Genomic DNA, 20,424 nt, shown 5'->3' with positions numbered 1-20,424 from the left:
CAAGATTATATCTGACTCTATCTATCCTATAATCTTCCTTTATAGATAATCTCCGCTTCTCTTTCGATGTAATCATTTCTTCTTTCTGTGAGTTTCTCAAAGTACTTTTCCATTTCCTCATCTTCTAGAGCTACGATTTCTCGCATGTTATCAAAGTTCTCCATCATTTCCAGACCCATTTCTAGATAAGCTCTGGAAATATCTAACTGGCACCAGCTGTATAGCGAATCATCCTCTGCCTCATACTCATTGATAATCTTCTGATAAATATCAATGGCTTGGAAGTAATCTCTCAATCCCATATAACCTACCACGTCAGCCAAATGCTTCAGGGCCCAATAATATATCTTCTGATCTTCACCAGCCTGTTCCATAATACCTTTATAATGTTCGATGGCCTCGCCAAAATTATGCTCACTCACCAATTGTTCTCCTTCACGGAACAATTTATTCCAATCCATCCCAATTCCTCCCCATAATATATTTTATTATTAGATTCTAGCTATAGGGCTAAATTCCTTCCATAAGCTTGAAATCCTTTCTTAGAGATTCTTTCCGGTCTAGATTGCGTAAACTGCGATACGCTGTTCATTAAAAATAAAAGAAGTCATCCTTTATTCAAAGATCACTTCTTCATATCCTGCGCCTTTTAAGAACTGTCTGATGGACAGCTTTGCATTTTCTACTGCCTTTTCTAATATCCCCATCTCTATGGCCTGTTGCTCCAAGTCCTTTTCAAATGCTTCCAACGCATGAAAAGTATCCTCATTTTTGATGTCATTAAATAAGCTATCCTTCTCATCATAGGCCTTGTACTCTAATATTTCCTTAGAGGTAATCTCTGCTGTGGGTAACTTAATTTTTATCGTCTTTTTATCCACAATCTGTATATCTTCTGTGTTTATTTTATTGAGGTTAATGCCCGCTTTCACCTTTGCTCTCACAGTAAAAATAAACTTCTTTTTGGTAAAGGGCAGCTCCACTTCATGGAAATACTTTGCGTCCTCATAATCCACGATATCATGAAAATACATTTCCACTGTATTGAGCTCAGAAATAGGCTTGATTTGTTCCAATACACTGGAAACGTTCGTGGAAGTTTGATTTTTAAACCCCAGACTTGTGTACATCCAGCTAATCTGCAATACTATGATCACTAAAAGGGCTATCAGCATACCCATTCTTCGAGTTTTCATCTTATTTTCCCCCTTGTCGCCCTTACCTTTCCTCTATTATACCAATAATTCCCCCTATATGCTATATTATGTCTACTAGATTAGAAATGTTCATCTTTAACATACAGAAAAATAACTGCTGAAAAGTTTCAGCAGTTTTGTTCTAAAACATTGATTTCTTTTGTGCCCTCTATCATTGCACTTGTGCAAAATGGACATACAGGATTTGCTGATACAGTAAACTCCTTTTGCATCCAACCGATACAATCGGGGCACTGCCACACATCCACCATTTGCTTTACATATACAGGTTTCACTTCCTCTTGATGATGAAAAAACATATTCTCTCCTCCTCGATGTCAGTCTCAAAAAGATGTTTATAGTATCTCCTGGAAGAAGAGAATGTTATACTAGGAAATATTGGTATATAAATATAAAACCTTGGATAGTCAGCTATCCAAGGTTTTATATTTATTTCATACTTATATACTCTTTACACTATTGGTCCATTTGGCACATTTATCGCCCCACATGGCCGCAGTCTCTCCATTGATCTCCACCTTGATCACTTCACATAGGTTGCTACATCCACTGCATTCAAAGCTAGATGGTGTAAACGCAATATCTGCCGCCTCAAACCCCCTAAACTTCGTGGAATGACCTGTATGCTCCACATATTCCTTTGAAAGAATCGCAGCCCCCAGGGCACCCATCACATCAAAATACTCTGGCACGGTGACCTTCTCTCCCAGTTCCTTTTCAAAGGCAGCCCGGATTCCTGCGTTGGCAGCTACCCCTCCCTGGAACACATAAGGCGGTCTAATTTTCTTTCCTCGACCCAAATTGTTGATATAATTCCTTACCAAAGCTTCACATAGCCCGTTAATAATTTCCTCCTTAGAGAAACCAAACTGCTGCTTGGAAATCATATCTGACTCAGCAAATACAGTACAACGTCCAGCAATCCGCACCTTTCGCTGGGCTCGTAGGGCGTAGTCTCCGAACTGTTGAATGGGAATGCCCAATCGCTCAGCCTGATGATCCAAGAAGGATCCCGTCCCCGCTGCACAGACCGTATTCATGGCAAAATCGGTAATCAAGCCACTATTCAAAAAAATAATCTTAGAATCCTGTCCACCAATCTCAAAAATAGTATTGGCACCTGGCACATAATTGATAGTTGCCGTCGCATGGGCTGTAATTTCATTCTTCACCACATCGGCCCCTATCATAATTCCCACCAGCTGTCTGCCGCTGCCTGTCGTTCCTACGCCAGAAACTATATATTTTCCATCAATATCGTTCTTCAGATTCTTAATCCCTGTCTTCACAGATTCCAAAGGCTGTCCATTGGTTCGGATATATTGCTTAGACAATACCCGGTTATTTGCATCAATAGCGACCACATTTGTACTTACAGAACCTACATCAATCCCTAAATAAACTTTGTCCATGATCTGTCCCCCACATCTCTAGGATACTTTGCTTAATCTATTTCTTTTTTTATTTCGAATGAGATCTAAAAATGCTTCAATCCGTGTCAGATTATTAGAGATTCCCGTCTGTTCATCCAGGGCAATGGTTAACACTGGAATATCTAAATCATCCATCAACTTTGGCATAATACTTTGGGATACCAATTCAGGCAAACAACCAAAAGGCATTAAATGGATGATTCCGTCGAAGCCTTGATCATGAAAGTCTACAATATTTCCCATGGTCTCCTTGGCGTGTCCGCCTATCTGAATCTCGATATATTTTTCACCTTTTTTCAAAATTTCTTCTTCATGGGACTTGGAGAATACCTTTGGAATCATATTGTGCTCAATCCACTCCGACAAGTAGTGGCTTCTTCTCACTTCACAGCCAAGACTTCCAAGGGTCTCTTCCATTTTCATATTGGCAGCAGACTCCATGACTACATAAATCTCTCCCACAATACCAATCCGAATCTTTTGTTCCTCGCCAACCTCTGCCAGGGCAACGTCATCGATCAGCTGCTGACATTGCTTCCTTGCTTCCTTTAAATCCTTTTCATCCTGCACGCCGTCATAGATATGCTGTATCTTATCCCAAACTCGGGTACTGTCTCCCTTTCTTATCTCGTAGGCCCGCTTCGTCTGTAATTGCATCTCAAAACCATCTACATCCTTCGCCACCTGGTACAACAGCTTCAGAATCGTCCATAATCTCATCCAGGAATGATTTCCCTTTAGCTTTCTTACAATATTCATAAAGTTACTATAGTCTCTTTTAATGGAATCAAATACCCATACATCTACATCATATCCAAGATTATTTAATATCCGTTTGTGCATTTCTCCATAAAAGCCTGCTCTACAAGGTCCATGGCCTCCAGAAGTTAGAATCACTTCAGCGCCCTTCTCCAATGCCTCTATATAGCTGCCCATAATCACCTTCATAGGAAAGCAAGCAAACTCTGGACTATGTTTCACCCCTAGGTCTATGGTTCTTTGGCTGGGCCTTGGTGGTGAAATAGCTTCATGTCCCAACATTTTCACCAGCTTTCTATATACCAGTGTTGAACCCATATGGGGAAAGGTTACTTTCATGGGACACACCTCCTGCCATTTTTTTTCTACGTATCATATCTACAAAGGCCTCTACCCTTGTCTGCAGATGGCTCTCACCCGTATGCTCGTCGATACGAACCGTCATGAAGGGCTTTTCAAAATGATTAGACTCAAGTTCCATCATTTTACCAATCATGGAATCTGGGCCGCAGTTAAAAGCAGTCACTTGAATAATACCATCTACCTTTGGATTTTGATAAAAGTGATACCCTGCTCCTAAAAGTTTATTGCTGAAGGTCCAGAATAGCTTCTTACGCATAAATTTGATGCTATCCTGAATTTCCCGATCTTCCAGCATCTCAAAGGTAAGAATATTCACGTTCAGTTCCTTCAGCTTATCTGTTATATCCATGCTAATAAATGGATCATATATATCATAAACATAGCCTAATATTCCGATGGTGACTTCTCCATCCTTGAAGTTTGGCTCCTTGGATGGTGCTTTCTTCCCCTCAAATATATCCAGCGCATCGCTTAAGACATATCCCTTTCTACTTAACCCTCTAAAGCTTTTCCAAGCCTTATCCGCCTTCTTCAGCGCTCTGTGCAAATCCCAGGAACTGATGCCCAAACGGCTCTTTAATTCTCCATAGAACTTAGGGTTTGCAATACTATCGCTATCTGATTGTATTTTGGGACTTAATATCTTGTTAAGAGCTCCTGGTACTGTATATTTAATCATATCAGGCAATCCCATAAATTTGGGGCAAAAATATTCTTTTTCAGAAATAGATACCATTCTAGGTATAAACACATAATCTACTTCTTTGATAATCTGTTCCACATGACCTGTATACACCTTCATGGGCACGCAGATTTCAGGTACAGAGAATTCGATTCCCTTGTTCACGATTTCCTTGGTAGTAGGACTAGATACAACGATTTCTACTTTTAATTCTTCAAAAAAAGTTTTCCAAAAAGGATAATAATAATGATACAAAAGTCCTCTAGGAATGCCCACCCTCATTTTTTCCATCTCCTCATCCGATCATGGTTACTGATTGATTGCTCTAACAAATAATTATGATTGTTAAAATTCTTTTATTCACTGTGTTACGTTCAAATTATATTATTTTTCATGAGGATAATCCAAGTTCATTTTTACCGTTTTTTGCCTTATTCGGTGGTATTTGTTTCACCTATAGAAATCATGTCCTTCCCATGTTCATTCTCTTGCACTAGACCCTTCAATCTTGCGTTTATGCCATTTATTAAATTCCATATACTTATTATTTTATAATTTTTTCTTTGAACTTTCCTATATATATAAACAATATATCTCTATAAGTTTTGCTGATGAATTACGGCGCAAAAAAGAGCCTGCATTTTCCATGCAGACCCTTGATACACAACAAATAAAAGCACAAATGTTCACTTATGCTTTTTCTTGAAGTGGAAACGTTCCTATCTCTTTCAAATTCTCTGGCTTCTTTCTTTTTCTTGTAATGGCAAGTCCGCCGAAAATGAGAACCGCACCCACTCCCTGCAGCATTTTCAATTCTTCTCCCAATAATAGTCCGCCACAGATCACCGACACAATGGGTGTCACATTATTATATAGAGAGGTCTTTGTGCTGCCCACTTGGCTCACCCCCATATTCCAAAAAACTGTTCCGATAGCGATAGAAAGAGCACCAGAATATAGAATACCTAATATGCTCGTTCTAGAAAGCTGGTGCCAGTCCTGAGAAATGATGGAGGGCATCCACAAAAAGAGCATCGATACAAATCCCATGGTGACACCATAAGTCGTAAGCTTCAATGCAGAGTACTTTTCCAAATACCTTTTGTTTAAAATGGTATAGATAGCCCAGGTGACCGTTCCAAAGAAGGCCATGATATTTCCGTAAAAATATTGGTCTGTCATACTCACCTTGTTTCCTGTACCCATAACAATCAATAGAATTCCTGTGAAAGATATCATGCTACCAATGATTGTTTTTTTATCAATCTTCTCCAATCCGAAAACAATACTTATGCAAGCCACCACCATGGGAAGGCCCGCCATGATCAAAGAACTGTTCCCTGCTGTGGTATTATTGACACCCATAATAAAAAAAGCTTGATTTACAAAATTTCCAATAAAGCCTACCGAAAGGACACCCAAGAGATCCTGTCTCTCAATCCTCCAATCTTTCTCCTTGACCCATAAAATCATCCAACTGACAATGGTGGCTACCAAATATCGGGCAACATTGAAGGCAAAAGGAGACACCGTTTTAAGTCCCAGCTTCACCACCGTAGGATTGCTGCCCCATATGATGACAGTAATCAGTAGTAACAGGTCTATGAAGGTAAAATTTCTCTTCTTTGTATTGCTATCTATCATCCCTATCCACCATTCCCCTCTATGTAAGTTATAAAATTTAGCCCCACGAAATAATTATACACCTAAAACTTTACTTACTCAATTTTTTCAAAATAAAAGGATGCATCTCTGCATCCATTTTTTCCTTAGTATTCCTCACGGATCTCTTCTAGCTTCCATCCCCTCAAATTAAGCTTCCACTTATACACCTGCTCCTGCCAACGGGAACGAAAGTGCATCTCCTTGATGTAGTAAAGACATCCTCTTCTTAACTTATACCTCTTGATCATCTATATCCTCCAAATCTAATATAGCAAGCCTATGAACCTTTGGATGCCAGTGTAAAAATCATATTGTCTATGAACCAACTGTAACCCTAGTCTCATCTTCACTACATACAGAATAAACAACCATTCTTTATTAACTAACGTATATAAGTATACAATGTCCATTGCTATTATTCAAATCCGAGAAAATCATTAATTTTCGTCAAATTATCTTATTTTATTGTCCTATAACCCTATAGGTTCTTCCCTCGTTTCCACAAGCGATTTGTCGTCAATTTACAAGTCTCAGTGGATAGATTCTTTTTTCAAACAACAGCCTCCATATACGTATATGGAGGCTGTTATTATCTTCTTCCGTTTATTCCCAAAACCTTAATGTAATCTACATATGGATCTTCTGTACCTTGAAGCAAGCTTTCCTCTTCTTTCAGTACCTTGATATATTCAATAATCTCCTTGCTGATTCTTTCTCCTGGTGTCACCACTGGAATTCCAGGAGGATAGGCCATAATGGACTCTCCGCTGATCTCTCCTACAGCGTCCTCCAGCTTCACAATGCGCTTTTCACTATAATAAGCATCTCTTGGAGATACAATGATATCAGGATTCTCTAGGGCTCCCTTTGTCAGCTTCACTTCCGCATCCCTACGATGCTTCATAGCAATATCCTTTAAGGCATCTACCAGAGCGCTGAGAGCTTCTTGGGTATCTCCAAGACTGATAATGGCAAGAACATTATACATATCGCCAAGCTCTGTCTGAATGTTGTACTCGTCTCTTAATATGTCATAAACCTCAAAACCTGTGAGTCCTATGTTTCTAACGTTTATACCCAGCTTTGTTTCATCAAAATGATATACCCCTGGTGTCCCAATCAACTCTTTTCCAAAGGCATAAAGTCCATCAATCTTATTGATCTCATCTCTCGCCCAACGGCTCAATCGTAAAACCTCTGAAAGCATTTCTTCACCCTTTGTAGCTAACTGCTTTCTGGCCAAATCTATACTTGCCATGAGCAGATAAGAGGCACTGGTTGTCTGGGTTAGGTTTAAGGTAGTCTTTACTGTTTTTGCATCCACAATTCCTTCTCGAAGCAATAACAAAGAACTTTGGGTTAAAGATCCTCCTGTTTTATGGGTACTTACGGCACACATGTCTGCCCCCAATTCTATGGCATCCGGAGGTAATTCTGGATGGAAGTTCATATGGGCACCATGGGCCTCATCTACCAAAACAGCCATCCCATATCGATGGGCTATTTTAACGATGGCTTTAATATCAGAGATCGCTCCATAATAGGTTGGATTTACAATAAAGATTGCTTTGGCATCGGGATGTCTTCCAATGGCCTTTTCTACGCTCTCCACGCTTACACCCATGGCGATTCCAAGGTCTTCATTCACCTCTGGTTGAATATATATAGGAATTGCACCACTTAGAATGAGTGCTGTTACAGCTGATTTATGGGCATTTCGAGGAAGGATTACTTTATCTCCCGGTTCACAAACACTCATGATCATGGCCTGTACCCCTGCCGTTGTCCCGTTTACAAGAAAAAAGGAGTGATCCGCATAGTAGGCATCTGCCGCCAATTCCTCTGCATCTTTAATCACACCAATGGGATTACAGATATTGTCCAAACACTTCATGGCATTTACATCCAACTCCAACATGGTAGAGCCGAAATATTTCGCCATTTCTGGTATTCCAACACCGTGTTTGTGCCCAGGCACATCAAAAGGGATTACATTTTTCTTGTGATAATCCACCAGCGCCTCAAAAAGAGGAGCCCTATTTTGATCAAGTTTTCTCAAATCTATCACGCCCTTCCTACGCAAATACTGCTTGTATAATTATCCATCTTGTCTGTATGCTTAAATACCAATAGATATATTAAAATATATTTTTGTGGAAAATGCAATAGTTTTTTTGAAATATAATCCCTTTCTAAGCAAGGCATTTACATGTATTCTATCCATTTCCCACCAAAAAGAATCCCCCCCTATTCTTCTACATAATCTACCTTCTTTTCTAAAAGAAATAGGGGCCTTAAAGCAGGAATATATAAAAATATGTAGAATTTGGTAAAGTTGTATGTAATTACCCTATATTCTAGCAAATTCAAATACAGGAGGAAGTGTGCCGTGTTTCTCAGTAGAACAGTAAAAAAGGATAATGAGAATATCTCATTTCTGAATCTTCCTGGCAAAGATTCTCCCACAGCGAAAAACATATGTTTAAGGATCACATTCCTTTATCTATCGATTGGTCTCCTGTGGGTATATGTTACCGATTTCTTGTTGGAAGAATTTATCCATGATCTATTTGTTTTGAATAAAGTACAACAAATCACTGGTGCAGCCTATGTTTTGTTTACTACCATAGTACTTTATCTTATTTTAAAGCGAGATGTCCAGCTTATCTTTTCGTTAAAGGATCAAGCGGAGCTAAGTACCCAGGAAGTGAGAACGATTATAGAAAATTTTACCGATGGTATTTGGGAATATGACATTTCTTCTAGAACCCTTTACTTGTCTAAAAAATGGAGAAACGCCATGGGATACTTGGATCGAGACTTTGATTATAACGTTGAACTTGCCAAACATTTTATACATCCCGAGGATTTGAAATGTTTCCACAAAAGCATGAGTACTTATCTCAAAAACAGAGAAGGGGCCTATGAATCAGAGCTTCGTATCAAAACCAAAGTCGGAGACTATGAATGGTTTCTTCTCCGCGCCCAAGGATCGTGGGATGCCCTTGGAAAACCCGTGAAAATAACGGGAACCATCATCAACAATCATGGACGGAAATCCGCTGAAGAAATTGTTGTGCGCAGCGAGAAAAAGTTTCGCAAGCTTTTCCATAACGCCAATGACCTGATTTTTCTTTATCAGTTCCATGAGGATGGTACGCCAGGAAGATATATAGAAATAAACGACGTGGCTTGCCAGCGATTGGGCTATGATCGAAATGAACTTCTTTCCATGACCCCCTGTGGTATCACCTCCCCTAATAAAACAGCAGAGGGTCGCGAAACCATAAAAAAACTACTGCATCAGGACCATATCACCTTTGAAACCGTGTTGCTTACAAAGGATGGTCAAGAGATTCCCTATGAAAATAATGCCCATTTTTTTACCCTCAATGGTGAACGGGTTGTCCTCTCCATCTCCAGAGATATTACAGAGCGAAAAAAAGCGGAAGCTCAATTAAGAAACATCATGAATCAAAATCAAAAGCTACTAAAGGAGACCTTAGAATACGATGCATTGAAAACAGAATTTTTCTCCAATCTGTCCCATGAATTTAAAACGCCTTTAAATGTAATTCTCGGTGCCCTTCAGCTCATCTATGCCAGGCAAGGAGAAAATCCTGATCAAAATTGCCCTGGCATAAGCAAGGACCTCCATATCATAAAACAAAATTGTTTTCGCCTCCTCCGGCTCATCAACAACTTAATCGATATTACTCGGGTAGATACTGGTTTTATGAAACTCCAATTGGAAAACCAAAATATCGTCAATATCGTAGAGGATATTACCCTTTCCGTTGCTGAATTTATAGAAAGCAAAGGAATTACCCTTGAGTTTGATACCAACGTGGAGGAAAAAACAATCGCTTGCGACGCCGATAAAATTGAAAGGATTATGTTGAACCTTCTATCCAATGCTATAAAGCATACGCAGCCAGATGGGCGCATATGGGTAAACATATTGGACCAAGGAGATCACGTATTGATTTCAGTCAAGGATACCGGTAGAGGTATTCCTTTGGATAAGCAAAAGATTATTTTTGAGAGATTCCGCCAAGCAAATCCCCTCATGAACAGAACTCATGAAGGCAGTGGCATCGGTCTATCTTTGGTAAAATCCTTCGTGGAGATGCATAAAGGCACCATTACCGTAGAGAGTAAAGAAGGAGAAGGCAGTCAGTTTGTTGTGATTCTCCCCGGATGCAGGATTCAAAGCAAAACATCTGGTACTCCCGTTTATTCCAACATCGATTCTCCAAAGGTGGAAAAGATTCGTATCGAGTTTTCTGATATATATTCGTAACAGAAAACCTCCAGGATTAAACTTATCCTGAAGGTTTTTGTATTATGCTACAGTTTTGATGATTTCTAGTACCAATCTTGCTGTGTTTACCAAGTCTTCGATTTTCAAATGTTCTTCCAGAGTATGAGGCTTCTTTTCTCCTATTCCTAGGTTTACTGCTGTGATGCTATTTCCATTAAGAATGTTCGTATCACTGCCACCTCCTGAAGAGCTGGTAAAAGCTTTCAGGCCTATATTCTCACATGCCTTCTGCACTATATGAACAATCTCGGCATCCTCGTCAATCACAAAAGCCCCATACATTCTTTCTGTCTCGATTTCTACCTTCGCACCAAATTCCTCCGCTGCTTCCTTTAGGCATTCCACCATGTGGGCCGTTTGCTTATCAAGTTTTTCATTGCTCAAACTTCTTGCCTCTGCCTTGATTTCCACTTCAGGACACACAATGTTTGTCACCTGTCCCCCTTGAATTACACCAATATTGGCTGTCGTTTCTTCATCGATTCTTAAAAGATTCATTTTCGTAATGGCAGCAGCCGCCACTTGGATGGCACTGATGCCTTCCTCTGGAGCAACCCCTGCATGGGCAGGCCTACCAATGAATTTTGCATTGATTTTATCTTGAGCAGGACCCTTTACTACGATTTGGCCTGGGTCCCCGCCACTGTCTAGCACAAATCCCATTTTTGATTCTAATTTGCTATAGTCAAAATTCTTTGCCCCAAACAATCCACCTTCTTCAAAAATGCTAAAGGCAACCTCGATAGGTCCATGCTCAATATTGTTTTCTTTAATGACTTTCAATGCTTCGACCACAGCGGATATTCCAGCTTTATTGTCTCCACCCAGGATTGTGGTTCCATCACTATAAATCACATCATCCTTGATGATGGGTTTAATACCTACACCAGGAGATACCGTATCCATGTGGCAGCTAAAAAGAATTGGAGCAGCATCCTTTACGCCTTTTAGCTTCGCAATGACATTTCCAGTATCAGATCCTACCTTCTCCCCTGCATCATCTATGTATACCTCTAGTCCGATATTCTTTAATTCCTCACTAATGAATTTCGCAAAATTTCCTTCTTGCTTTGTGGGACTATCAATTTGTACATACTTTAAAAACTCATTGACGATTCGTTCTCTGTTGATCATTTTTTTTCCTCCATTTTTCCAGATACTTTCTCTATTCTCTAATCTTTCATATTTCCCTGCATTTCATACATAAGATAGTAGAAGAAAAGGCACCTAAAAGGTGCCTCTTTATTAACTACATACCTGGTAGATACATTTCTGCTCCAGGTCCAATTGGTAAACCAAGTGCTGACCAGATTACCAGCATGATTGTCCATCCTAGTAAGAATATGATGGAGTAAGGTACCATTGTAGAAATCAGTGTACCAATACCTGTTTCTTTATCATATTTTTGTGCAAAGGCAACGATTACAGCAAAGTATGACATTAATGGAGAAATAATATTTGTTGTTGAATCACCAATTCTGTACGCTACTTGTGTAAACTCTGGAGAATAACCTAATTGCATTAACATTGGTATGAATACTGGTGCCATAATTGCCCACTTCGCTGAAGCAGAACCGATAAATAGGTTAATAAACGCTGATACAATGATAAATCCAATGATTAATGGGAATCCTGTCATACCTGTGGCCTTTAAGAAAGTTGCTCCCTTAACAGCTAGGATTGTACCTAGATTTGTATAACCAAAGTACGCCACAAATTGTGCTGCTGCAAACGCTAATACTAGGTATGAACCCATGGAAGCCATGGCTTTCCCCATTGCACTGGCAACATCCTTATCATTCTTAATCGTTCCAGCAAAACCACCATAAGTTATCCCTGGTATTAAGAAGAATAACATGATAATCGGTACCAATCCATCCATAAATGGAGAATGGCCAAGGATTGTTCCGTCTGCAGGATTTCTTAAAATTCCGTTAGCTGGTGCTACTAAAGCAACAATTGCAACTACGAAGATGATCATGGAAATAAGTGCTGCATTTAAACCCTTTTTCTCTGCAGCTGTTAGGTCATGTAAATCAACTTTTTCACTGCCTTTGTATTCACCCAATCTTGGTTCAACTATTTTTTCTGTAACCAGTGTACCAAGGATCATAATTAAGAATGTGGATACAATCATAAAATACCAGTTGGCAGTAGGTGCTACAGTGTAGCCTGTACTTACCAATTTTGCCGCTTCTGTACTAATTCCACCCAATAGTGGATCGATTGTACCGATTAGCAAGTTGGCACTAAAACCACCAGATACCCCTGCAAAGGCTGCTGCAAGACCAGCCAATGGATGACGACCAAAGCTTAAGAATATAATGGCACCCAATGGAACCAATACAACATAGCCCGCATCTGAAGCAACATTAGACATAACCCCAGCGAATACAACCACTAATGTGATTAATCTCTTTGGTGTGCTTAATACTAATTTTCTTAATAATGCCTGAATAAGTCCTGTTCCTTCCGCTACACCAACCCCTAGCATCGCCACAAGTACTGTTCCTAATGGCGCAAAACCTGTAAAGTTTGCCACCGCTTTGGAGAACATATAACGAATTCCATCGGCATTTAATAGGCTTACCGCCTGTACTGTCGTTAATGCCACTTCCTTCGTTGTCGTATCAACCTTATTAAATTCAACAGATACACCTGCCACTGCCGCAATGTGCGAAATAATTGCTACAATAACACTAAATAGTACGAAGATTGTTGCTGGGTGAGGTAACTTGTTCCCTACAACTTCAACCATATCAAGAAATCTTGCAAATAAGCCTCTCTTTCTTGCTGATGGTGTGATTTGTTTAGCATTTGCCATGATTTTCTCCTCCTTCTGATTCATTTTGCTAGCAATTGGGTTTCTATTGCTACATTCCATGACTTATGAGGATAAAAATAAATAAGTGCACTCTGGAAAATGTTTTCCATCAGTAAAAATTATAATCCTTCATAAGTTCACGTTATAGATGATATCATAGTCCCATTATTTTGTGTTTTACATTTCTGTAATAGGTCTGGTAGAAATATTAAAAAAATTTAATCCGCTTCAATTTTTTTTATAAATCAGCCATTTGTTTCCTCCTTGGTACCTTTAGGCTCCCTGACGAATACTATAGGATAGAGGGAGGTGCATCCATTCATGTCTATCTCAAGCCCAGTCAAAGTCTCTCGAGACAGCCTTTTGTTCTTTTTCTTGCTGTTAATCCTATTACTTAAGGATACACCCTATTGCAGTAAGCATCCTACAAACTTCTTGTTTTTCTTCCTCCTTTTGGTGATTTTGTTTGGAAAGTATTACACAATTGTTTAAAGAACAAAAAATGGATGCTGCTGGCAGCATCCATTTCTCATAAGATTCGGTAAAGATGGGGTAAATTTCATATTGGGTATCCTTATTATATCATACTGTCCAAGTTCCAATGACCCTTGTCATGGGATCTTAAAGCAACTGTAAACTCTGTAACATATCCTTTCTTTTATTTCCCTTCAGTCTTTATGGCGATGGTCTGGTACTCATCGCAAAGGACTAGCTTGTTGATAGCATTAAAATTGGTTTTCAAAATTATTTTATTCCCCCAAAGGGTTACCATGGCCTTTAACAATTCAAAAACATATTCCTGCTGCAACTCTCTGCCATCAAAGACATGCTCCACCAAGAGAGCTCCATCCTGGGGACGAACCTCCTTTATTTGTATCACTGGTATCCGCTTTGTTCCCATCAAGTCCAACAGGTTCTTTTTATGTTTCTCCAGCACACCTTTTTCAAAACCACAAATGCTGCTTAATTCCTCATAAACTGCCTGATCTAAATACTTTTCAATGAAGCTTCTATCCGTCTCTTCTCGTCTCACATCGAAAACTTTAGCTTTACCGTAAGCTTTTTGAATACTCTTAAAGATCAAAGTTCCCAATCGTTCTATACTAATGTAGCCTGCACCATCATAAAAAACCAGCCCCTGGAGCTTTAAGCATGCTTCTCGAATCTCGTTTGGCAGATCTAAAAGATCTAGAATTTTTTCATACCAAAAGCCAGCCCAGCCTTCATACATTACCATGGTTTCTAAATGGGGTACAAAGTAGGCAGTTTCTGCTGCTATAATGTCCACCAATCTCCGCTGCCATTCTGCCATGCTCCCGTGTTCCATCATAAAATCAAGGAGATGATTTTCCTGAAATCTAACTACATGGGCGCTTTCCAAAATCTTTTTTACTCCTTTGTTCTCTAATTCCGCCTGATTTATGGTTTCTACGATATATCTTTGGTTCATATCAAAATTCCCAAGGGCGTCTTGATCTTTATAAAGTTCCCTCAATAGCCGATTGTGCTTTACAAAATCACTATAGATATGGAGATGAATCATAGCAAATATCTTTTCCTCAAGGGTGCTTTTTTCGGAAAAATATGCAATATCAGGATGTACATAGAGAGCGATCCTATAAAACAATCCTCTATGATCCAAAAGATTAAAGGGTTGCTGTTTTTTACTAAACCGCCAACGCGGTAATTGCAGAGGAAATCCATAATGGAGCCGGTGTATGGCAAAATCCTCTTCATTCAGCACATTTATTTCTTGAGGATAAGGTTCTAGTCCAAGACTTAAAACTGCTGAAGCAATTCTTTCCTTCCATTTCATAAAATAATCCATTCTGTCTTTTTCCATATTTCCCTCCTAAGTCACATTCAGGTTTTCCGCCCCATTTGTATGTCTACTATTTGCGCCCACAGATCTCTATTGTTCTTTCGAAGGCGTATCGTGTCAAATCATATCAAATTCTTATTAATATAATATACATCTATATGCCCAATGGCTCATATTGATGTATATTTTCTTTTTTCAAATATCTCTCAACAATCTAAAAACGTATAGTTTTAGATTGTTGGCAAAAACTAATACCATTCTTTTTTCTCTAATAAATTTTGAGGTGGGTGATGCTTTTGTATGTGGTATATCATGATTCCAGTGGAACTCACTCTTCGGTCATTGCAGCCGCAATCCACTTAAATTTGCTGCCTGCAGATAGAATACCTTCCACTAGTGATCTTTTAAATATTCCTCTTTTTGACGGATTGGAAAGAAAAGATTTAGGCAGGCTTTTTTTTCACGGAAAAGATGAAAATAACAATCAAATCTATACCATTGGCTGCCATCGTGTCCCCCAGTTAGTAAGCCATGCTCTATCTTCTGTTTTCCAAATGATTGATAGAAATCCTGAGGAAATATTATGTGTAGATACCTCTCCTACGATCAATCAGTGGATACGGATTGGAAACTGGAGCTCAAGACAATTGGGTTTCGTTACTCTCGGTAGATCGCTGGTAGTCCATGGCACCTTTAATGCCTATCCAAAGATTGTATCCATCGTAAAAAATGCAAAACTAAAAGTAGCACCATAGGTGCTACTTTATAAACTTTACGAGAGTATTTAATACTTTTTCTACTTTCTCTTTTTCGATCATCTCCCCTTCGTCCACATTGATGAGGCAGTCTTTGGCATGCTCCTCCATAATCACAAGTCCCACCTTATGGATCGATGCCTTAATCGCTGCAATCTGAAGCAATATATCATCACAGGATTTATCCTCTTCAATCATTTTCTCTATGCCTGCAATGTGTCCTTTGATGGTTTTCAACCGATTGATTACATCACTTTTCGCTTTTTCCCTTGACATATGACACTTCCTTTCCTATTGATCTATTATTTCTATTTTGCCACAAAACTACCTGTAAAAAAAGAGAATTACTAGTTTTTCATTATTTTTGTTAATGCCAGGTAAAATAAGTTAATTTTCATGCAATTCCGTTAACAATCGTGTTTTCGTATTTATTTTAAAAATTATATCCATTATAATCCATTTAGAAGAGTCAATGAATGGCTCAAAAATATATAGGGGGTATATGAAATGAAAAAACTAATCAGCAAGGTGCTGACATTCATGATGATTGTAAGCTTATGTGCGCCCATGTCTGTTGCCTTTGCAGCAGATCAGAAAGTTGTTATCGCAGGTTCTACTTCCGTACAACCATTGTCTGATGAATTGGCAGCTGAGTTCATGAAAAAGAATCCTGGTATCAAGATTGAGGTCCAAGGTGGTGGCTCTTCCGTAGGTATCAAGGCAGCGCAAGATGGCATAGCAGATATCGGGGCTTCCTCAAGGGAATTGAAGAAAGAAGAACAAACTGTAAAAGAATTTGAAATCGCTTTAGATGGTATCGCTGTTGTAGTGAACACTTCTAACGACGTAGCAGATTTATCGATGGACCAAATCAAGAAGGTTTTCACTGGCGAAATCACAAACTGGAAAGAAGTTGGGGGAAAAGATAAGCAGATCGTTGTTGTAAGTAGAGAAGATGGCTCAGGAACAAGGGGAGCATTTATCGAAATTACTGGGATTCAAGGCAAAGATGCAGCAGGCAAAACGGTAGATAATACATCCAAAAACTCTTTGGTACAGCCATCTACTGGAGCTGTAAAGCAAACTGTAGCTTCTACACCTGATGCTATCGGATATGTGTCTCTAGGTTCTTTGGACAATGCCGTTAAGGCTGTAAAGGTTGAAGGTGTTCCTTGTACAGAAGCAAACATCAAAGCAAAAAAGTATAAGATTTATAGACCTTTCTTATATTTGACAAAGAGCGCACCAACAGGTGCAGTGAAGCAGTTTATTGACTTTGCATTAAGTGCTGAAGGACAAAAGATTGTTGCAAAGGAATATATTACAGTTAGTGAAGGCACAAAACTTGAAGGTACTACACCTGTCGCACCTAAAACAATCACAGTAAAAGTAAATGGTAAAGCTGTTGCATTTGATGTAAATCCAATCAATGAAAATGGTAGAATATTGGTTCCTGCAAGACAACTCCTAGAGTCCCTTGGTGCAAATTTAACTTGGGATGCTAAAACACAAAAAGTAACTGCTGTACTTGGCAAGGACACCGTAGTAATGACCCTTGGCAGCACAAAGGCTACAAAGAATGGTAGCGCCATCGATGGATTAGATGTCCCTGCAAAGAGCATCAATGGCAGAACTATGATTCCTGCAGGTTTCATCGCCAAAGCCTTTGGTGCAAAAGTTGAGTGGGATGCAAATACAATGACAGTAACCATTACAAAATAAAACCATATAATAGAAATGAAGATGGTGATCTTAGGATACCATCTTCATTTTTATTATATAAATAAATTTACATTGGCCTCATCGGCTTCTCCTAAATAGCTGGCTACTCCTGCTAGTTCCACACCATCTATCAGTTCTTCCTCTTTAATCCCCATCACATCCATAGACATGGTACAAGCGATCATTTTGACACCCATCATTTGAGCACTTTCAATGAGCTCTGGCAAACTATTTACATTCTTCTTTTTCATAATACTTTTCATCATTTGGGTACCCATACCTCCAAAATTCATTTTGGATAAACTTAATTTTTCTGCACCCCTAGGCATCATCCAGCCAAACATACTCTCCATAAAGTCCTTCTTCACTTTCACCTTCTTGGCCTTTCTAAGGGTATTCAAACCCCAGAAGGTAAAGAACATGGTTACCTCACTGCCCATGGCTGCCGCGCCATTGGCAATGATCAGGCTTGCCATCACCTTGTCCAGATCTCCACTAAATACAATAATCGTCTTTTTATCTCCCATAGTTTCTCCCCTTACTTTCTAAGGATTTTTGCTTGAATTTCAGTGTCTCCATCTACAAGCTCCAACAGTTCATTCCCTGTTTTCTTGCACCAAGCCTGGATATCTTTAGAAAATCCTCTATCTGTTACCTTTACGTGAATCACATCACCAACGCTTGCTTCCTTTGCAGCTTTGAATACCTGCATGATAGGGCCAGGGCACTGTAATCCCTTACAATTTAAATGAATATCTGCCATTCGTTGTTCCTCCTCGTTTCTCTATTTATTCTCGTTCAAAAGGATAAGCATTCATGCCTCCTTCAAGAATTCTAACCTGCTTAAATCCTAATTCTTTTAGCTTTAAATACGCTAGATAAGCATTTTTACCAATTTTACATACCAAAACTGTCTCTTTATTTTTATCTAGCTCTCCGGCTCTCATATATAATTCTCCGGAAGGAATATTTACAGCCCCTGGAATGGTACCAATCATAAAAGATCCTTCATCTCGAACATCAATTACTTGCAACTCATGGACTCTGTTTCTCATCTCAATAGGGCCGATTCCTTTTACCTTTCCTGTCAGCTTATTTACTAACACATTGGCTGCTAAAATCGTAGATGCCATGGCCATTGAAAATGGTGGTGCATAAGCCAAATCCAGCTTTTCTAAATCCTGTACCTTTGCACCAAAAGTGATGGCAGTGGCAATAATATCGATAGGTTTGTCTACTACCCCTTCACCTACTACTTGGGCACCTAATATTCTATGGCTCGCTTTATCTACAATGAGTTTTGTGATGATCTCCCTATATCCTGGATAATAGTGAGCTCTATCATTGGCAGGTACCAATGCGGTCTCTACTTCAAACCCTGCTTTAAGAGCATCTCTTTCCGATAGTCCTGTTTTTCCAGCATTCAGCTTAAATAGTTTTACGATGGTTGTACCCAATACACCCTTTAGGCTGTCTTTTTCTCCATTGGCCATATTGATACCCGCAACTCTACCCATTTTGTTCGCTGTAGACCCCATCGGATACCATGCGGGCTGCCCTGTAATCAGATTTATGTTTTCTGCACAATCTCCCACAGCATAAATATTTGCCTCGCTGGTTTCCATATATTCGTTTACCTTTATTGCTCCCGTAGGGCCTAGTTCCAAGCCTAATTCTTTCGCTAGTTGATTGTTCGGTCTCACCCCTACCGACATAATCACTAAATCTGCTTCAATTTCCCGCTGGTCTGTAATTACCTTTGTTACCTGGCCATCCTGACCTGCCAAAGAAAGAACTTTTTCACTGGTATAAATATGGACCCCTTGATCCGTCATGTAATTTTGTGCATAGAGGGCAATCTCTTCATCAAAAGGTGGTAGGATATGAGGCACTAGCTCCACGATAGATACCTCAATGCCCTTATGGTGAAGGTTTTCTGCCACCTCCAATCCAATAAATCCACCGCCAATAACCACAGCCTTTTTTACAGCCCCTTGATCTACCAGTTCTCGAATGGCCTGGGCGTCATTTACTGTTCTTACTGGATAAACTCCCTTTAGCTCCCTACCTTCAATCGGCGGCACAAAGGGTGATGCCCCTGTGGCGATCACTAGATCATCGTAAGTATACTGTTTCACTTCTCCCGTCACTAAATTTCTAACATCCACTACCTTTAACGCTTTATCAATTCTAATTGCTTCCTGCTTTGTAAAAATATCAATTCCTGTTAATAGCTTGAAATCTTCTGGGGTCTTTACCACCAATTCCTTCTTTTCTTCAATGATGCCACCAATGTAGTAAGGTAACCCGCAGCCCGCATAGGAGATATACTCATCCTTCGTTACAACCACAATCTCCGCCCTAGGATTTTCTCTTTTCATTTTGGCTGCAGCTTTAGTACCTGCAGCTACGGCCCCAATAACCAGTACCTTTTGACTCATTTCTTCCACTCCTATCTTCCTAATTGATTTAACTGACTTAATAAGGCATCTATATCCACACGATAGTTTTTAGAAGCATAGCCTATGCTTTTATAAAGAGCGCCACCTCATCCAAAGCACCGAATGCCGAATTCTTTAAAAATCCTCTCTGCATCTGGATACTTTGCCAAAACATCATAAATAATTGAATCTTGATGAAACACTTCGTTCACCTCTTTCCCCCTCCCCCTGGATATGGGGTATTTCTAATATTATATTATTCTCTCCCTAACAAAAAGTCAACAATAAATTCATATTTAATAAAAGAAAAAAGGGCCTAAGAGTTCTAATGTTGCATCAAAGAAATAATTACAGATTGACAATGGAAAAATTTTAATAATGAAAAAAAGAACCTCTTTTGCTTTAATGGAAGTACGC

At 39.3% G+C, this 20,424-nt stretch carries 20 protein-coding genes; 3 read left to right on the top strand and 17 right to left on the bottom strand.

Annotated features, from left to right (window positions below; genetic code table 11):
- Positions 1 to 26 precede the first annotated feature (26 nt).
- The 9 genes from HNQ80_RS13775 to HNQ80_RS13735 all read right to left on the bottom strand — a co-directional run bounded on the left by HNQ80_RS13775 (position 27) and on the right by HNQ80_RS13735 (position 8,178).
- Complete coding sequence (locus tag HNQ80_RS13775; RefSeq protein WP_184311250.1) at positions 27 to 461, bottom strand: tetratricopeptide repeat protein; 435 nt, start codon at positions 459 to 461, stop codon at positions 27 to 29.
- 153 nt (positions 462 to 614) lie between these two features.
- The gene (locus HNQ80_RS13770; protein ID WP_184311249.1) at positions 615 to 1,196 is read right to left on the bottom strand and encodes a DUF4230 domain-containing protein; all 582 of its coding nucleotides are present in this window, start codon (positions 1,194 to 1,196) and stop codon (positions 615 to 617) included.
- Positions 1,197 to 1,324: 128 nt separating this feature from the next.
- A complete protein-coding gene (locus HNQ80_RS13765; RefSeq protein ID WP_184311248.1) occupies positions 1,325 to 1,516 on the bottom strand; it encodes a cold-inducible protein YdjO-related protein in 192 nt (63 codons plus the stop codon).
- A 141-nt stretch (positions 1,517 to 1,657) separates the two neighbouring features.
- Positions 1,658 to 2,629: an acyl-CoA dehydratase activase gene (locus HNQ80_RS13760; protein ID WP_184311247.1), complete on the bottom strand. Its 972-nt coding sequence runs from the start codon at positions 2,627 to 2,629 to the stop codon at positions 1,658 to 1,660.
- Positions 2,630 to 2,647: 18 nt separating this feature from the next.
- Complete coding sequence (locus HNQ80_RS13755; RefSeq protein WP_184311246.1) at positions 2,648 to 3,748, bottom strand: 2-hydroxyacyl-CoA dehydratase; 1,101 nt, start codon at positions 3,746 to 3,748, stop codon at positions 2,648 to 2,650.
- Positions 3,705 to 4,736 carry an acyl-CoA dehydratase activase-related protein gene (locus tag HNQ80_RS13750; RefSeq protein ID WP_184311245.1) on the bottom strand — a complete coding sequence of 344 codons (1,032 nt, stop codon included), beginning with the start codon at positions 4,734 to 4,736 and terminating at the stop codon, positions 3,705 to 3,707. Before HNQ80_RS13750 ends, HNQ80_RS13755 begins: the two co-directional genes overlap by 44 nt.
- A 408-nt stretch (positions 4,737 to 5,144) precedes the next feature.
- Positions 5,145 to 6,098 carry a DMT family transporter gene (locus tag HNQ80_RS13745; protein ID WP_184311244.1) on the bottom strand — a complete coding sequence of 318 codons (954 nt, stop codon included), beginning with the start codon at positions 6,096 to 6,098 and terminating at the stop codon, positions 5,145 to 5,147.
- Positions 6,099 to 6,223: 125 nt separating this feature from the next.
- On the bottom strand, positions 6,224 to 6,367 hold the full coding sequence (locus HNQ80_RS13740) for a hypothetical protein (RefSeq protein ID WP_184311243.1): 144 nt from the start codon (positions 6,365 to 6,367) through the stop codon (positions 6,224 to 6,226).
- Between the two features lie 341 nt (positions 6,368 to 6,708).
- Positions 6,709 to 8,178 carry an aminotransferase class I/II-fold pyridoxal phosphate-dependent enzyme gene (locus HNQ80_RS13735; protein WP_184311242.1) on the bottom strand — a complete coding sequence of 490 codons (1,470 nt, stop codon included), beginning with the start codon at positions 8,176 to 8,178 and terminating at the stop codon, positions 6,709 to 6,711.
- Positions 8,179 to 8,508: 330 nt separating this feature from the next.
- Between HNQ80_RS13735 and HNQ80_RS13730 the strand changes: the two genes are divergently transcribed.
- Complete coding sequence (locus HNQ80_RS13730; protein WP_184311241.1) at positions 8,509 to 10,422, top strand: sensor histidine kinase; 1,914 nt, start codon at positions 8,509 to 8,511, stop codon at positions 10,420 to 10,422.
- Positions 10,423 to 10,464: 42 nt separating this feature from the next.
- Here the strand turns inward: HNQ80_RS13730 and HNQ80_RS13725 are convergent, their stop codons facing one another.
- The 3 genes from HNQ80_RS13725 to HNQ80_RS13715 form a co-directional block, all read right to left on the bottom strand.
- On the bottom strand, positions 10,465 to 11,577 hold the full coding sequence (locus HNQ80_RS13725; RefSeq protein ID WP_184311240.1) for a M20/M25/M40 family metallo-hydrolase: 1,113 nt from the start codon (positions 11,575 to 11,577) through the stop codon (positions 10,465 to 10,467).
- 115 nt (positions 11,578 to 11,692) lie between these two features.
- On the bottom strand, positions 11,693 to 13,267 hold the full coding sequence (locus HNQ80_RS13720; protein WP_184311239.1) for an AbgT family transporter: 1,575 nt from the start codon (positions 13,265 to 13,267) through the stop codon (positions 11,693 to 11,695).
- A 658-nt stretch (positions 13,268 to 13,925) separates the two neighbouring features.
- A complete protein-coding gene (locus HNQ80_RS13715) occupies positions 13,926 to 15,110 on the bottom strand; it encodes a SpoVR family protein (protein ID WP_184311238.1) in 1,185 nt (394 codons plus the stop codon).
- Positions 15,111 to 15,391: 281 nt separating this feature from the next.
- On the opposite strand from HNQ80_RS13715, the gene HNQ80_RS13710 reads away from it, so the two are divergent.
- The gene (locus tag HNQ80_RS13710) at positions 15,392 to 15,844 is read left to right on the top strand and encodes a DUF3189 family protein (RefSeq protein ID WP_330602883.1); all 453 of its coding nucleotides are present in this window, start codon (positions 15,392 to 15,394) and stop codon (positions 15,842 to 15,844) included.
- Positions 15,845 to 15,847: 3 nt separating this feature from the next.
- Here HNQ80_RS13710 and HNQ80_RS13705 read toward each other — a convergent pair whose 3' ends face one another.
- Positions 15,848 to 16,120, bottom strand: coding sequence for a metal-sensitive transcriptional regulator (locus tag HNQ80_RS13705; protein WP_184311236.1), 273 nt, complete (start codon positions 16,118 to 16,120; stop codon positions 15,848 to 15,850).
- Between the two features lie 231 nt (positions 16,121 to 16,351).
- Between HNQ80_RS13705 and HNQ80_RS13700 the strand changes: the two genes are divergently transcribed.
- Positions 16,352 to 17,566, top strand: coding sequence for a phosphate ABC transporter substrate-binding protein PstS family protein (locus tag HNQ80_RS13700; RefSeq protein ID WP_184311235.1), 1,215 nt, complete (start codon positions 16,352 to 16,354; stop codon positions 17,564 to 17,566).
- Between the two features lie 53 nt (positions 17,567 to 17,619).
- Here the strand turns inward: HNQ80_RS13700 and HNQ80_RS13695 are convergent, their stop codons facing one another.
- The 4 genes from HNQ80_RS13695 to HNQ80_RS25975 form a co-directional block, all read right to left on the bottom strand.
- The gene (locus tag HNQ80_RS13695; protein ID WP_184311234.1) at positions 17,620 to 18,093 is read right to left on the bottom strand and encodes a DsrE/DsrF/DrsH-like family protein; all 474 of its coding nucleotides are present in this window, start codon (positions 18,091 to 18,093) and stop codon (positions 17,620 to 17,622) included.
- 11 nt (positions 18,094 to 18,104) lie between these two features.
- Positions 18,105 to 18,329, bottom strand: a complete 225-nt coding sequence (locus HNQ80_RS13690) for a sulfurtransferase TusA family protein (RefSeq protein ID WP_184311233.1) — start codon at positions 18,327 to 18,329, stop codon at positions 18,105 to 18,107.
- A gap of 25 nt (positions 18,330 to 18,354) precedes the next feature.
- The gene (locus HNQ80_RS13685) at positions 18,355 to 20,007 is read right to left on the bottom strand and encodes an FAD-dependent oxidoreductase (protein WP_184311232.1); all 1,653 of its coding nucleotides are present in this window, start codon (positions 20,005 to 20,007) and stop codon (positions 18,355 to 18,357) included.
- Between the two features lie 107 nt (positions 20,008 to 20,114).
- Positions 20,115 to 20,219: a DUF1858 domain-containing protein gene (locus HNQ80_RS25975; RefSeq protein ID WP_243183257.1), complete on the bottom strand. Its 105-nt coding sequence runs from the start codon at positions 20,217 to 20,219 to the stop codon at positions 20,115 to 20,117.
- Between the last annotated feature and the right edge of the window lie 205 nt (positions 20,220 to 20,424).

Origin of the sequence: Anaerosolibacter carboniphilus, assembly GCF_014205875.1 — a bacterium.
GTDB classification, from domain to species: Bacteria; Bacillota; Clostridia; order Peptostreptococcales; family Thermotaleaceae; genus Anaerosolibacter; species Anaerosolibacter carboniphilus.
Note: the sequence above shows the minus strand (reverse complement) of the source record. Positions and strands in the feature narration are given on the sequence as shown.